A 14,812-nucleotide genomic window follows, 5' to 3' on the forward strand; every position below is an offset into this window, starting at 1 on the left:
CGGCACCAAACCCAACCCACCATCCACCACATACACCCGCATACCGGCGATCGGCCCACCGATCGGTGCGGCGCCCTCTGCCTCGCCGTCGTACCACCCGGCCGTCGCATAGACCGTGGCCTCTGTCGGGCCGTAGGCGTTGAGCACCCGGCAGCCGGGCAGGGCGTCGCCGATCGCGCGGGCCGCCGGGCCCGACAGGGCCTCCCCGGCGCAGACCACGACGCCCGGGAAGTCCCGTGGCCCGATGGCCTTCGCGACCTGGACCAGGGCCGAGGGGACGCCGCTCACCAGGCTGGCTTCCGGCCGGTGGGGCAGCCGCCCCACCAGGGCCACAGCGTCGTCCACGATCTCCACGAGGCCACCGAACGCGAGCGGTGCGAACAGCTCGAAGGCGGACACATCGAAACTCGCCGAGGTGGACATCATCACGTGGGAGAGGGCCCGCGCCCCGAGGGTTTCGACGGCCCACCCGATGGTGTTGACCAGGCTCTGGTGGGTCACCACCACACCCTTGGGGGTGCCGGTCGAGCCGGAGGTGTACATCACATACGCCGGATGTGAGGGACGCAGCGGCGCCAGACGATCCGCATCCGTCAACGCCGCGTCCGGCCGCTCATCCACCTCGCGCACCGTCTCCGGATCATCCAGCACCACCACCGGAACACCCAACGACGGCAACCGGCCCACCACATCACCCGACGCCACCACCAGCACCGGCCCGGCGTCCTCCACCATGAACCGCATCCGCCCCGCCGGATACCCGGGGTCCACCGGTACGTACGCGCCACCGGCCTTCAACACCGCCAGCAACACCACCACCACATCCACCGAACGCGACATGGCCACCGCCACCAGCCGCTCCGGCCCCACCCCACACCCCACCAAGAACCGCGCCAACCGATCCGACCGCGCCCCCAACTCCCCGTAGGACAGGGCGGCTTCGCCGCACCTCACCGCGACCGCGCCAGCACCGGACGCCGCCATCCGCTCGGTCAGCACCCCCGGTGCCGTCCCCGCGCCACCGCTCCCCCAGCCCAACAACGCCCCGCGCTCGGCCGCCGACACCAACTCCGCGCCGCCCACACACCGTCCCGCGTCCGCCACCACCGCCGCCAACAACGCGGAGAGGCGCCGCTGGTGGTCGGCCAGGTCCTGGGGGCCGTAGAGGTCGGCGTTACCGTTCAGGTCGACGCGGATACCGCCGTCGGGCTGTTCGTAGGCCATGACCGACACATCGGGGATCGGGCCGTTGGCCAGGTTGTGGTGGGTGGCCCGGCACTCGCCGAACTCAAGGTCCCAGTCGAACGACATGACGTTGACCTCGGGCCCCACGAGGGCCGGAACGCCCCCGGTGAGATGGAGGTCGCGGGCCAGGTCCTCACCCCGGTAGCGCTGATGCGACAAGGCCTTGCGGACTTCTCCAGAAAGGCGTCGCAGGACATCGGTCCAGCTTGTCGCGGCGCCCAATTCCACACGGAGCGGAACTATGTTGGCCAGAGTTCCGGGAGTACGGCGGGAAATCGGGTCCTTTCGCGCCGAAACAGCGAAGCCGAGCGTGACGTCCTGGGTTCCAGTCAAGCGGTGCAGGTAAACCGCGACAACCGCGGTCAGCACCACCGACCAGTGAGTCCGGACGGCGCGCGCGGCTCCCTTGAGGCGGTTGGCGTCAGCGGCTGCGATCAGGGTGGTATGGCGCAGGAAATCGCTGGGTTCGGTGGCGGGCTCGGTGGTGAGACGTGCGGCCTGCGGCGGGGAGGCAAAACGCTCCAGCCAGTATCGGCGGTCTCGCTCGAATTCCTCGGATTTCCGGTACTGGGCTTCCTGGTCGAGCAGGGCGGCCAGTGAAGAGAAGGGGGACTCGCCGGCGGGTTCGCCTTTGTGGAATGCCGTGTAGAGGTCGGCGACCCGGCGGGCGAAGAGTGTGCTGCCCGCCCCGTCGGTCACGATGTGGTGATATCCCTGGTACCAGACGAACCGATCCGTCGCCGTCTTGATCAGGGCGAAGGAGAACAGCGGTCCGTGCGCCAGGTCCATCGGCGTCCTGAGTTCCTCGCGCATCCACCGTTCGGCGGCGGCCCGGGGTTCGGGGTCGCGGCTCAGGTCGAGGGTCCGCAGTGACCAGTCGCCGGACGGGCCGAGCACCTGGTGGGGCACGCCGTCGATCGCGCCATCGATACCGCCGTCGATGCCGCCGTCGCGGACACCATCGATGCCGCCATCGATGTCCGGGAAGCGCGCGTGCAGCGTATCGGCCTCGGTGACGGCCCGGCGCAGCGCCGATTCAAAAAGGGTGGGGTTGAGGGGCCCATGGATCTCGACGTACTGGCCTACTTGGAATTGCAGGCCATCCGGATTGATGCGCTGCGCCACCCATATCTCCTGCTGGGCAGCGGATAGCGGGTAGCGAAACCCCTGAGGATTGCGAGACCCATTCATTCCCCCGTCTTGCACCTGCACCACCCATTGCCTAATATCGGGTCACTTCCCGGGCAGCAGCGCCGAATTACTTCTGTAATACTCCGGTCATTTTGCACCGGGAGTCTAACCCCGCCGCTATATCGCGACAAGTGTCATGGACGGGCTTGGGGGTCGTATGGCACCATCCTGCCGCTCATAAAATTCCCTTCCCGCGAGCAAGGTCACGAAGACTCGTGATCCGGACATAGAGGAAGATACGATGACGGACGCTCTTCCGATTCCCACCGGTGTGCCCACCACGCGTCGGTGTCCGTTCGAACTGCCCACCGAACTCCTGCGGCTCGGCGAACGTGGCCCGTTGAGCCGTATGCACTATTCCGACGGCCATCTGGGATGGCTGGTCACCGGATATTCGGCCGCTCGGCTGGTGCTCGGCGACAGCCGATTCAGCAACCGGGCCGACCTGGCCCGTATGCCGGTGGCGATTTCCGCCGAGGCCGAGCAGTCGCGGCGTGCGGTGCCGCCCGGTGTCTTCCACCGTATGGACCCGCCCGAGCACACGCGCTACCGGCGGCTGCTCACCCGCCACTTCACCGTGCGCCGCATGGACCGGCTTGTCCCGAGGATCGAGCAACTGGCGGACGGGCGGCTGACGGCGATGGAGCTGCAGGGGCCACCGGCCGACCTCATGGCCGACTTCGCCATGCCGATGTCTCTGGACCTCCTCACGGAGTTGCTGGGCGTGCCGGACGACGCCCGTGAACGGTTCCGGAAGGAGTCGGCGGCGCTGTTCGAACTCGACTCCGGCGCCGGGGAGATCACCCGCGCCACCCAGGCCATCCACGAGCGGTTCCGTGAGCTGATCAGGCAGAAGAAGACCGGGACGGCGGAGGATCTCCTGGGACATCTGGCCGCCGAGCCCGATCTGCCGGAGGACGAGGCCGCGACGATCGGCATGGTCATCCTCACCGCCGGTTTCGAGTCGACCGGCAACACCCTGGCCCTCGGCGCTCTCGCGCTGATGCAGAACCCGGGGCAGCTGGAGGCGGTGCGGGCCGACCCGGCCGTGCTGGACTCGGCCGTGGAGGAGCTGCTGCGATACGTCACCGTCACCCACTTCGGGCCGATCCGCACCGCCCTGGAGGATGTCCAGGTCGGAGACGACCTGATCAAGGCCGGGGACTCGGTCACCCTCGCGCTGCCCGCGGTCAACCGCGACCCGGAGCACTTCGCGGCGCCCGACACCCTGGACGTCACCCGCCCGGCGGCCCACCACGCCGCGTTCGGCTACGGCATCCACCAGTGCCTCGGACAGCAGCTCGCCCGCTCGCTGATGCGCTGCTCGTACGCCAGGCTCTTCGGCCGGTTCCCCGACCTGCGCCCGGCCGTTCCGTACGACGAAATCCACGTCCGTACGGACAAGAACACCTATGGGCTGCGCGAGCTGCCGGTGACATGGTGAGGGCAGGTGGTGGGGGCAAGGCGGTGAGGGCAAGGTGGCGGGGGCAACGTTCTCGCAACGTGGCCAGGGGTTCGCTGGGCGGTACCTCTGACCGCTCGGTGAGCATGACCGCATGGCCAGCATGACGGAGAGGAAGCGCCATGGACCGTATCGCGCTGACACCGGCCGCGGGCGAGCTGATCCGCAAGCTGCGGGCGGATCACGGGCCGCTGATGTTCCACCAGTCGGGCGGCTGCTGTGACGGCAGCGCACCGATGTGCTATCCGCTCGGCGAGTTCCGTACGGGTGGTTCGGATGTGCTGCTCGGGGAGCTGGAGGTGGACGGGGTCGAGGAGCCGGTGGGCTTCTGGATGTCGGCCTCGCAGTTCGAGCTGTGGGCCCATACGCATCTCACGGTGGATGTGGTGCCGGGCCGTGGCAGCGGCTTCTCCCTGGAGGCACCGGAGGGTGTGCGCTTCCTGATCCGCTCGCGGCTGCTGGACGACACGGCGAACTGAGCGCGGCGAACCGAGCGCGCCGCGCTGCCCGCTGCCGGACGGGCGCGAGGAGGACACCGCCTTCTCGCACCCTCAGCGGGAGTACCGCGGCCTCGCCGCCCTCAGTTCGCGTCGGCCAGCGCCAGCGTGTGCAGCCGCTCCGGCGGGCCCGGCCGTGCGTAGTACCAGCCCTGGGCGGTGTCACAGCCCAGCCCCCGCAGATGCTCGGCCTGTACGGCCGTCTCCACGCCCTCGACCGTCACCGCGAGGTCCAGCGTGTGCGCGAGCGAGACGATCCCCTCGACGATCTTGACGTCGACCGGATCGGCCGGGGCCCGCTGCATGCCCCGGGTGAAGGAGCGGTCCAGCTTGAGCGTGGAGACCGGGAGCCGGCGCAGGTACGACAGGTTGGAGTACCCGGTGCCGAAGTCGTCCAGGGCGATGTCCACGCCGAGGTCGGCGAGTTGCCGCAGCGGTCGCAGGGCGGTCTCGTCGGCGCCGATGAGGTCGTTCTCGGTGACCTCCAGGCACAGCGCGCTGGGGCACAGCCCGGCGTCCTCCAGGACCGCCACCGTGTCCGCGACCAGCTTGGGATGGCTCAGCTGGCACGGCGAGAGGTTGACGTTGACGCGCAGCGACGCGTCGTCCTCGGCGGCGTCGCGCCACTCGCGCGCCTGCCGTGCGGCCTGCTCCAGCACCCAGCGGCCGAGCGGGACGATCAGCCCGGTGTCCTCGGCGAGCGGGATGAACTGGTCGGGGCCGAGCACTCCGTGCAGCGGGTGCAGCCAGCGTACGAGCGCTTCGGCGCCGCGCACGGTGCCGTCGGTGAGCCGTACCAGCGGCTGGTACTCGATGAAGAACTCGCCCTTCTCCAGGGCGGACGGCAGCCCGTTGGTGAGGCTGTGGCGGGCGATCACCCGGGCGTTGGAGTCGGCGTCGGCGATCTCGAAGCGATTGCCGCCCGCGGCCTTGGCCCGGTACATGGTGATGTCGGCGCTGCGCAGCACCTCGGCCCGGCCGATCTCCCCGGCCCGGCCGTCGACCACGCCGATGCTGGCCCGTACCCGCAGCTCACGGCCCTCGATGCGGACGGGTTCTGCGAGCGCGGCGAGCATCCGGCGGGCCAGCCCGGCACCGTCGGCCTGCGCCGAGGGGCCGGTGACCAGGGCGAGGAACTCATCGCCGCCGACCCGGGCGAGCAGCTCGGCGGGGGCCTTCACACAGCGCTGGAGGCGTTCGGCCACGGTCTTGAGCATCCGGTCGCCGACGACGTGACCGAGGCTGTCGTTCACGGCCTTGAAGCCGTCCAGGTCCAGATAGCACACCCCGAACCGCTCGGCGTCGGCGTCGGCGGCCAGCACCTGGTCCAGCCGCTCGAGGAACAGGGTCCGGTTGGGCAGTCCGGTCAGCTCGTCATGGGTGGCCTCGTAGCGCAGCCGCTCCCGCAGCTGGCGGTGCTCGGTGATGTCCTCCGCGAGGGCGAGCTGGTATTGCGGGGCGCCGCTGGAGTCGCGCAGCAGGGTGACCGTCAGATTGGTCCACAGCTCGCTGCCGTCATCCCGGTAGTGCGGCTTCTCGATGCGGAAGTGGTCGCGCTCCCCGTTGACCAGTTCGCGGTAGAGCTCATGGGCGCCCGGCACGTCGTCGGGGTGAACGAACTCGGTGACGTTGCGGCCGGGGCGGAAGAACTCCATCCCGCCGAACATCCGGGCCAGGGCGTCATTGACCACAAGCACCTCGCCGTCGAGCCCGGCGATGCCCACGCCGATGATCGCGCCCTCGAAGACGGCCTGGAACTTGGCCTCGCTCGCGTGCAGCGCCTTCTCGGCCTCGTTCCGGGCGGCCAGCGCGGCCCGCGAGATGGCCTCCTGCTCACCGCGCTCGCGCTCACGCAGCTCGCGGACGAATCCGGCGGCCAGGGCGTGCTGCAGCCGCACACAGCGGGCACGCGCCTCCTCGCCGACCAGGGGCTCGCGGGCGGGCCCGTCGGTCAAGGGCTCGTCGGGCGCGCCTGCGAACGATTCACCGGACGGCCGAGAGGACGGTTGAGAGGACGACTGGGAGGACGACTGGGTGGACGGCTCGGCGTCGGGCACCGCGGGCGACGAGCAGGACACCAGATGCTCGTCGATGATGCCCAGGATGGCGGGCAGCGCGTCGGGCTCGGTGCACTGGGCGTCCACCAGCGCGGCCCCGACCTCGTACGCGGTCTCGGTGTCGAACGGGGAGGAGCGCAGGGCGGCGCTCAACCGCTGGGCCAGCGGCAGCAGATAGCCCTCGAACTCGTCGGGGGACATCGTGGTGGCGGCCAGCGGGTGGATGGCCCGGCACCAGATGCCCGCGAATCGCCTCAGCGAATCGTGCTCCCTGGGGGCGGGGTGTCCGGCGGCGTCCCCGGCGCCGCGGTCACATCTCGGCCCGCCCGATTCGGAGGTCATATCGTGCGCTCCCCGGGGCAGCCGCCATGGGCTGCGTCCCTGTAGCCTGCCGCGTCCTCGCCTGTGGCGTCGATGCCCTCCGGCCGCCAGTCCACGTCCTGCACTTCCTTCGCCCTCTTCCGGCTTCCGGGGCCGCCCTCGGGTCGTCAGCGTCCTCGGGGAAGTGGAGCACGACGAAGAGCGGCACGGCAACCCGCTGCTGAGGCGAGATTACTGATCAACCGTTCGATGAGGAAAGGAAAAACGGAAAACTCCAATCCGGATCTGATCATGGAGACGGGCGCCGCCAGGGGCTGACAAGCATCTGTCACAGGCATCTGCCAGCGGCCCGAACCCCGCGCTGACCTCGGCCCTCCAGTGGGCAGGCCGCTGAAAGGGCCCTCGGCGAAACCCCTTCAGAAAACCCGTTCTGGCGGTGCGCCAACCACGGGCGTGGGCAGTCGAATTGGGAAATCCATCACGCCCGTCGCGGTTGACGTCACACCGGAGTCCGCACGGCCGAACCCCGGAGTCTCCTCGGCCGAGGCAGCGGCGCCCCTCGCCCGTACGTCCGCCCCTGCACCTCGCGGATCGAAATCCGTGCGGGCTTTTCGCCCTCATGCGGTGAATTGCCAAGAATGGGGTACTCGGCCGCCGGATCTCCACAAGGAGGCATGAGGACGGAGGCATGAGGACGGAGGCATGACGACGTACGGGACACAGAAGGACGCACGGAGTGACCCCACGGCCCCACCAGGTGTCGCCCAGGACCTGCTGCTGCGCCGCTGTCTGACCCTGTTCACCGGCTTCGACGGGATCGGCGGCGAGGACGAGGCGGGGATACTGCGCCGGGCGATGGCCCAGGTCAGCGCGCTCGGCACCGGCCGCGCCGAGGCGGGCTACCTACGGCTCGGCGAGGGTCTGGTCCGCTGCCCTGACGACGGCCAGCGCGCCACCGAGGCCCTGGACACGCAGGTGAGGGAGCTGGCCGGACGGGACGGGCCGGTCCGGTTCCCCCGGCGGGCCTGGGGCTGGGCCTTCGGACTGCGCGAGCGGGACGGCCTGCGCGGGCCGCATGAGCCGCACGAGCCAGTCGGACCCCATAAACCGCATGCGCCTCATGCGCCTCATGCGCCTCATGCGCCGGACGGGCTGTACGGCGCCCTCGTGGTGAGCTACCGCGACCGGCCCGGCGAGGACGAACGGCTGCTGCTCGCCCTGCTCGTACGGCAGACGGCGGCGGCGCTGGCCACCGCCGCCGCGCACCGCCTCGCCCACGACCAGGCCCTGGAGCTGCGTCGGGCGTGGCAGGAGCAGGAGGCGATACGGCGGCGGCTGGACTCCTCGCTGGCCGATTTCCACCATCTGCGGGAGGTGCATGACGCGCTCGCCCGCTCGGTCGCCCGGGGCGACGGCGAGGACGGGATCGTCCGGACGCTGTACCGGATCACCGGGTTCGCGGCTGCCGCCGAGGACCGGTTCGGCAACCTCAGGGCCTGGGCGGGGCCGGGCCGCCCGGCCTCCTGCCCCAAGCCCGATCCGGAACGGCGCGGGGAGCTGCTGCGGGAGGCCGCCCGCAGGCCGCGTCCGGTACGGATGCGGGACCGGCTGGTCGCGGTGGCCGATCCGCGCGGTGAGGTGCTGGGCGCGCTGTCCCTGGTGGACCCGGAGGGCAGGGCCGATGAGCGGGCCGTTCGCGCGCTGGACCACGCCGCGACCTCGCTGGGCCTGGAGCTCGCCCACTCGCGCGAGCTGGCCCAGGTGGAGCTGCGGCTGCGGCGGGAGCTGGTGGACGATCTGCTCTCGGGCGCGGACGAGGCCCGTACGGCGGACGAGGCCCGTACGGCGGGAGACGGCCGTACGGCGGAAGACGGCCGTACGGCCGATGACGCCAGCGCGTACGCCCGTGCGGAGGCGGTCGGCCACGATCTGCACGGTCCGCACCATGTGATCGTGGTGCGCTGGACGGACCGCCCGGCCGACGAGGTCTTCCTCAAGGCCGTGAGCCGGGCGGCCACCGGTCTCGGCCTGCGGATCCTGCCCGCCCTGCGCACGGACACGGCGGTCCTGGTGACCCAGGGCGCACCCGGCGAACGGTCGCTGCATTCGGCGCTGAGCCGTGAGCTCGGCACCGGCAGCGGGGCGATCGGGGTGGGCGCGTCCTGCGACACCCCGCACGAGGTGCCCCGCTCGTACCAGGAGGCGCTGCGGGCGCTGGAGGTCCGCCGCCTTTCACCCAGCCCGTACGGCATGACGTGCTACGACGATCTGGGGCTCTACCGGATCCTGCCCACCGGGAGCGGCCACCGGGAGGTCGAGCGGTTCGTACGGGAGTGGCTGGGCCCGCTGCTGGACTACGACACCCGGCACCACACGGACCTGGTGGCGACCCTCAGCGAGTACTTCGACCACGGCGGCAACTACAGCGCGACGGCCGCGGCGCTGGTGATCCACCGCTCGACGCTGCGCTACCGGCTCCAGCGCATCCGCGAGATCGGCGGAAACGATCTGACGGACGTGGACAGCAGGCTCAACCTCCAGGTCGCCACCCGTATTTGGAAGATCATGCGGGGCGGCCCCGAGTGAGCGGGGCACCGCCGGGCACCCGTGACCGACGCAACGGCACAGCGGCACCACACCACGAGGCGGGATGGGCGATGAGCGACAAGAACAAGAGCGTGGCGCGCGCTCTCCTCGACCAGCAGGGCACGACCTTCGCCGCCGAGGCCGGGATCAAGCTCCGCGACACCCCCGGCCCGCTCTACCAGCTGCTGGTGCTCGCGCAGCTGCTGTCCGCGCGGGTCAGTTCCAACATCGCCGTCGCCGCCGCGCGCGCCCTCTTCGAGGCCGGGATGCGCGACCCGCGGCGGATGGCGGAGGCCACCTGGCAGCAGCGGGTCGACGCGCTGGGCGAGGGCGGCTACCGGCGGTACGACGAGCGGACCTCCAGCCAGCTGGGCGAGGCGGCCGAGCTGGTGAACCGGGAGTACGGGGGCGATCTGCGGCGGCTGCGCGAGGCCGGGGACGTGAAGAAGCTGCTCCAGGAGGTCAAGGGCATCGGTCCGACCGGGGTGAACATCTTCCTGCGCGAAGTGCAGGGGGCCTGGCCCGAGTTCGCCCCGTACTTCGACAGCAAGGCGCTGGACGGCGCCGAACGGGTCGGGCTGCCGAAGAGCGCGCGGTCGCTGGCGGGGCTGGTGGCCGGGAAGGACCTTCCCCGGCTGGCCGCCGCCCTGGTCCGGGTCGCGCTCCGCGCGGACGCCGCGCGGGAGGTGCGCGCGGCGGCCTGACGCGATCAGGTTCCCGGGCCCTTCTCGGCCGACCGAGCCTGTCAGCCGACCGAGCCCTTTCAGCGGGCCGAGCCCGCTCAGCAGACCAAACCCGCTCAGCGGATGCCGAGTTCCTTCAGCACCCGCCGCTGGGCGGCGCTGGGCTTGGCCGGGAAGTAGAGGTAGCAGACGCCGCCGGTGCCCGAGACCACCTTGCCGTTGGCGTCGTACCGCTTCGTCCGCAGCCAGATGTTCTCCCACTGCCGCCGCTTGTAGACGTGGCGGACCGCCGCGTTGTCGGCCGAGGCCGGGTCGTTGGCGATGACGTCGCCGTCCGCCGTGAAGCCGATGACGGTCATCAGATGGCCCGAGGTGCCGTATCCCGCGCCGTCCAGCTCCGTCTTGAGGAAGGACTGCGAGGTGATCAACGGAATGCCGACCTCGATCAGCTTCTCGGCGTCGGTGAGCGAGCCGAGCCGGGTGACCACGCCCTGGAGATCGCGGTAGGTGGCGGCGTAGGCGGCGTTGAACGGCCAGTTGCCGCAGCCCTCGTACTGGTAGTCGAAGGTGGACCGGGCGGCGTGGCAGACCTGCGGATCGGCGTAGTCCGGGTTGACCCAGGCCAGGTCCTTCGCGGAGGGCTTGCGGCCCCAGTACTCGATGATCATCTGGGAGGAGGTGGGGCTGCACCACGCCTCGCCACCGTTGTCGTACTCCGGGTACTGGCCCTTGTGGATCTCCTGCGAGTAGCGCGGTACGGCGAGTTCACGCCCCTTGGCCAGGCCCGGCGCGGAGGCGGGCACCTCGAACCGGTCGGGCACGTCCGAGCCCATCGCGCCGACCCGCCACACCGTGGGGGTGAGGGTGGTGCCGGGCTTGCGGTGGAGGGTGAGCCGCACCTGGTACTTCGCGAGCCGCAGCCCGCTCGCCGGGTCGTCGATGGAGAAGGTGTCGGTCCACACCGAGCTCTTGTCGTCGCTCTGGTCGTCCACCGAGGTGCGCCGGATGGAGGAGGCGCCGTCGTCGGAGGCCCAGCGGCCCATCACGTACCAGGGGGTGGCGGAGCCGTCGGTGTAGGTGCCCTTGAGCTCGATCTGGACCCAGGTACCGGCCGGGGTGCGGGCGTTCCAGGAGACGATGGCCTCGGCCGCGGGCACGGAGAGGGTGCGCACCGGGGAGGTCCAGGTGGCGTACTCCCAGGCGGCCTTGGTGCCGGTGTGCGGATCGGGGTAGTCCACGCTGCCCAGCGGGCGGGAGATGACGATGCCCGGGCGGGCGCCGGGCTCGGCGCGGACGCCCTTGGCGGCACCGGCCAGCCAGTCGGCGTGGCTGGTCCAGCCGTGGTACTCCGCGATCCGCTTGGCCTTCCGTCGGGCCGCCGGGCCCGCCGGGGTCACGGCGTCCCCGGAGGCTCGTTCCGCGGCGGCGGCCGGGCGCGCCGTTCCGGAGGCCGCGGCGGCTGTCGTGGCGACGGCGGCGGCGCCCGCGACGCCGAGGGCGGCGGCGAGCACGGAGCGGCGGGGCGTGGGTCCAGATCTGGTCATGCGGGGTTCCCCCAGTCGTCGTCCGATGCAGTGGGCGGCGGGTGCGCGACAGTCGCACAACTATGGCCGCTGCATGTGGTCTCAGGCCAGTGATTCCCCCGGCGCCCGCTTCATCAATATTGGTGTGGACCAATGGAGTGAACGAGCCCGAAGGGCCGTATGGTGGTCCCCGATGCGAACTCACCGACCGGTCGGCAGCCTGGAGACGCTGGCGCGGCACCTGCGGGCACTGCCGCCGTCCTGCGGGCCGGTCCGGCTGGTCGCGGTGGACGGCCACGCGGGTTCCGGAAAGACCACCTTCGCCGGGCGGCTGGCCGGGGCGCTCGGCGGCGCACCCGTGCTGCACACCGACGACTTCGCCACCCATGAGGAGCTTTTCGGCTGGCCGGAGCGGCTGCGGGCCCATGTCCTCGCCCCGCTGGCCCTGGGCACGGCCGCGCGGTACGCCCCGTACGACTGGGTGGAGCGCCGCTTCGCCAGCGAGCGGCGACGGCTGGACCCCGCGCCGGTCGTGCTGCTGGAGGGCGTGGGCAGCGGCGGCCGTACGATGCGCCCGCGGCTGGCACAGCTGTTGTGGATGGATCTGCCGGAGCGGGACTCCTGGCACCGCGGTCAGCTGCGGGACGGTCCCGAGCTGTCCGCATTCTGGGACGGGTGGCTGCCCGCCGAGCGTGCGCATTTCACCGCCGACCCGTCCCGTCCGTATGCGGGAGCGCTGGTGCGGCAGCGGAAGGAGGGGTACGAGGTGCTACCGGGACCCGCGGCGACCGATGGAAACACCCCCTGGCCTCACACAGCGTGAACCGATGCCCGTGACCGGACCGGACGCCGCCGCCCGGGGCATGACGTGTACTCCAACTCGGCTTGACCTGGGGCCCATACAGGTCTTACGTTCTCAATGTGCGACTCGTACGAGTCGTCCCACAACGCGAAGCCCCCGGTTGTTCCCCCGTGATCGGGGGCTTCGTCCTGTCTGGCGCCGGTTTTCCGCTGCTTTGCGCGGCCATTCCCTCACCCTGGGTAACGGCCCGCCCGAGGCCTCATGCGCCCCCTACACGCCCCCGCGCACACCCGCCCGACCTTGTGTGATTGCAACGAACAACAGTGCGGCACCCTCGGCCCATGCGAGTTGCGCAGGTACGATGCGAAAGGGGCAGTCGCCCCTGCGGCATCCACGGGGGCAGGGGTTGTGGGGGACGTGATGGATTTCGGCACGCAGGGTTCGCACGCCCCGGCCGACCTCGCCTGGCTGCGAGCCGTCGATGCCTACACGATGGGCGCGTACGCACAGGCCGAGGAGGAGTTCCGGGCCGCCACCCGGCTCGATCCGGGAATGGCCGACGCCTGGCTCGGGCTGCACGCGCTGCGGGCCGATACGGCCGCGGCGCTGCTGCGGATGTACCGGCACCGCGACCGCTTCGGCGAGCAGCGCACCCGGCACCGCCGCACCCTCAACTCCTGGTACTGGCTGGGCTGGTGGGTCCAGCCGGTGCTGGAGACCAGCCGGGACCTGCTGCTCGCCCACGCCTCCCACTGGCTCGACGGCCGCCATGTGCCCGAGCTGGACCGCGCGCTGGCCGGCTGCCCCCCGGTCGAGGCCGATCCGCAGGCCCGCTTTCTGCACGCCTGCCGCGCCTATCTGGTCAAGGACTGGGAGCAGCTGGTACGCCACACCGAGCCGCTGCTCGACGATCCGTTCCTGGGCATCGAGGCCGGTCTGTTCGCCGGGATGGCGCGGGTCCGGCTGGAGATGTACAGCCAGGCCGAACCGCTGCTCGCCGCCGCCTTAATGCGCTGTCGCAGCGAACAGCCCCAGCGCAAGGAGCTGCGCTACTGGCTCGCCCGCGCCCATGAGGGCACCGGGCGCAGCGCCGCCGCGCTCCCCCTCTACCGCGCGGTGCACCGCATCGACTCCCACTTCATGGACACCTCGGCGCGGCTGGCGGCGATAGCCGAGTCCGACGGTCTTGACGAGCCCGCGGACCTCGCCGCCGTATCGCTGGCCGGGGCCGGTGGCCAGGACGCCTCGGACGGCCGGGACGCCAGCGCCGCCGACCCCGCCGACACGCTGTCCGACGGCCGCGATCCGCGCGCCGCGCCGGAGGGCCCCGAGGGCCCGCCGCTGATGGGCCCCGCCGTGATGGGCGCGGGCGGCACCCGTGACCGGGCCGGACTGCCCACCCAGCCCGGCCCCTCCGATCCGGTGCTGCTGGAGAGCGCGCTCCAGGAGCTGGAGCGCATGGTCGGCCTGGAGCCGGTCAAGCGGCAGGTCCGGGCGCTGTCGGCGCAGCTCCACATGGCGCGGCTGCGCGCCGGGCAGGGGCTGCCGGTCCAGCCGCCCAAGCGGCACTTCGTCTTCTCCGGGCCCTCCGGCACCGGCAAGACCACCGTGGCCCGCATCCTCGGCCGGGTCTTCTACGCCCTCGGGCTGCTCGGCGGCGACCACCTGGTGGAGGCCGGGCGCGCCGATCTGGTCGGCGAGTATCTGGGCCAGACGGCGGTGAAGGCCAATGAGCTGATCGACTCCGCGCTCGGCGGGGTGCTCTTCGTGGACGAGGCGTACAGCCTGTCCAACTCGGGCTACAGCAAGGGCGACGCGTACGGCGACGAGGCGCTTCAGGTGCTGCTCAAGCGGGCCGAGGACAACCGCGACCGGCTGGTGGTGATCCTCGCCGGGTACCCCGAGGGCATGGACCGGCTGCTGGCCGCCAACCCCGGCCTCGGCTCGCGCTTCACCACCCGCGTCGACTTCCCCAGCTACCGCCCGCTGGAGCTCACCCGGATCGGTGAGGTGCTGGCGGCGGAGAACGGGGACGTGTGGGACGAGGAGGCCGTGGAGGAGCTGCGGAGCATCAGCGGCCATGTGGTGGACCAGGGCTGGATCGACGAGCTGGGGAACGGGCGGTTCCTGCGCACGCTGTACGAGAAGAGCTGTGCGTACCGGGATTTGCGGCTGTCCGGGTGGAGCGGAACGCCTAATCGGGATGACCTCGCGACGCTGCGGCTGCCGGATCTGATGCAGGCGTACGGGGAGGTCCTGTCGGGTCGCGGTCCGATGTACCGCGACCCGCAGGACCCGCCGCTGGCGTAGCGCGCCTGCGGGGTCGCCTGCGGCGGGCTTTCCCCGACCCGCCCCTTCCCGAACCATGGGGCTCCGCCCCCTGGACCCCGGACGCCCTTCGGGCGTGTCCTCAAGCGCCGGACGGGCTGAAATCAGCCCCTCCGG

The 14,812-nt window shown here is 71.3% G+C and carries 9 protein-coding genes; 6 read left to right on the top strand and 3 right to left on the bottom strand.

Features of this window, described 5'->3' with window-relative positions:
• A partial coding sequence (locus tag VT50_RS15910; protein ID WP_158083207.1) for an AMP-binding protein occupies nucleotides 1–2,370 on the bottom strand: 2,370 nt, incomplete at its 3' end.
• Between the two features lie 307 nt (nucleotides 2,371–2,677).
• Between VT50_RS15910 and VT50_RS15915 the strand changes: the two genes are divergently transcribed.
• Nucleotides 2,678–3,880, top strand: a complete 1,203-nt coding sequence (locus VT50_RS15915; RefSeq protein ID WP_046090658.1) for a cytochrome P450 — start codon at nucleotides 2,678–2,680, stop codon at nucleotides 3,878–3,880.
• A 140-nt stretch (nucleotides 3,881–4,020) separates the two neighbouring features.
• Nucleotides 4,021–4,377 (top strand): DUF779 domain-containing protein, encoded by a 357-nt coding sequence (locus VT50_RS15920; protein ID WP_046090659.1) that lies wholly within the window; start codon nucleotides 4,021–4,023, stop codon nucleotides 4,375–4,377.
• A 101-nt stretch (nucleotides 4,378–4,478) separates the two neighbouring features.
• Here the strand turns inward: VT50_RS15920 and VT50_RS15925 are convergent, their stop codons facing one another.
• Nucleotides 4,479–6,794, bottom strand: coding sequence for a putative bifunctional diguanylate cyclase/phosphodiesterase (locus tag VT50_RS15925; RefSeq protein WP_046090660.1), 2,316 nt, complete (start codon nucleotides 6,792–6,794; stop codon nucleotides 4,479–4,481).
• Nucleotides 6,795–7,475: 681 nt separating this feature from the next.
• Between VT50_RS15925 and VT50_RS15930 the strand changes: the two genes are divergently transcribed.
• A complete protein-coding gene (locus VT50_RS15930) occupies nucleotides 7,476–9,359 on the top strand; it encodes a PucR family transcriptional regulator (protein ID WP_053048855.1) in 1,884 nt (627 codons plus the stop codon).
• Nucleotides 9,360–9,430: 71 nt separating this feature from the next.
• On the top strand, nucleotides 9,431–10,063 hold the full coding sequence (locus tag VT50_RS15935; protein ID WP_046090661.1) for an HhH-GDP family DNA glycosylase: 633 nt from the start codon (nucleotides 9,431–9,433) through the stop codon (nucleotides 10,061–10,063).
• Nucleotides 10,064–10,158: 95 nt separating this feature from the next.
• Here the strand turns inward: VT50_RS15935 and VT50_RS15940 are convergent, their stop codons facing one another.
• Entirely contained in the window at nucleotides 10,159–11,586 is a 1,428-nt protein-coding gene (locus tag VT50_RS15940; RefSeq protein WP_046090662.1) for a peptidase C39 family protein, read from the bottom strand.
• Nucleotides 11,587–11,758: 172 nt separating this feature from the next.
• On the opposite strand from VT50_RS15940, the gene VT50_RS15945 reads away from it, so the two are divergent.
• Nucleotides 11,759–12,388, top strand: a complete 630-nt coding sequence (locus tag VT50_RS15945; RefSeq protein WP_046090663.1) for a uridine kinase family protein — start codon at nucleotides 11,759–11,761, stop codon at nucleotides 12,386–12,388.
• A gap of 399 nt (nucleotides 12,389–12,787) precedes the next feature.
• Nucleotides 12,788–14,677, top strand: coding sequence for an AAA family ATPase (locus VT50_RS15950; protein ID WP_046090664.1), 1,890 nt, complete (start codon nucleotides 12,788–12,790; stop codon nucleotides 14,675–14,677).
• The last annotated feature ends 135 nt before the right edge of the window (nucleotides 14,678–14,812 follow it).

The sequence above is a fragment of the Streptomyces antioxidans genome (genome assembly GCF_000968685.2).
GTDB classification, from domain to species: Bacteria; Actinomycetota; Actinomycetes; order Streptomycetales; family Streptomycetaceae; genus Streptomyces; species Streptomyces antioxidans.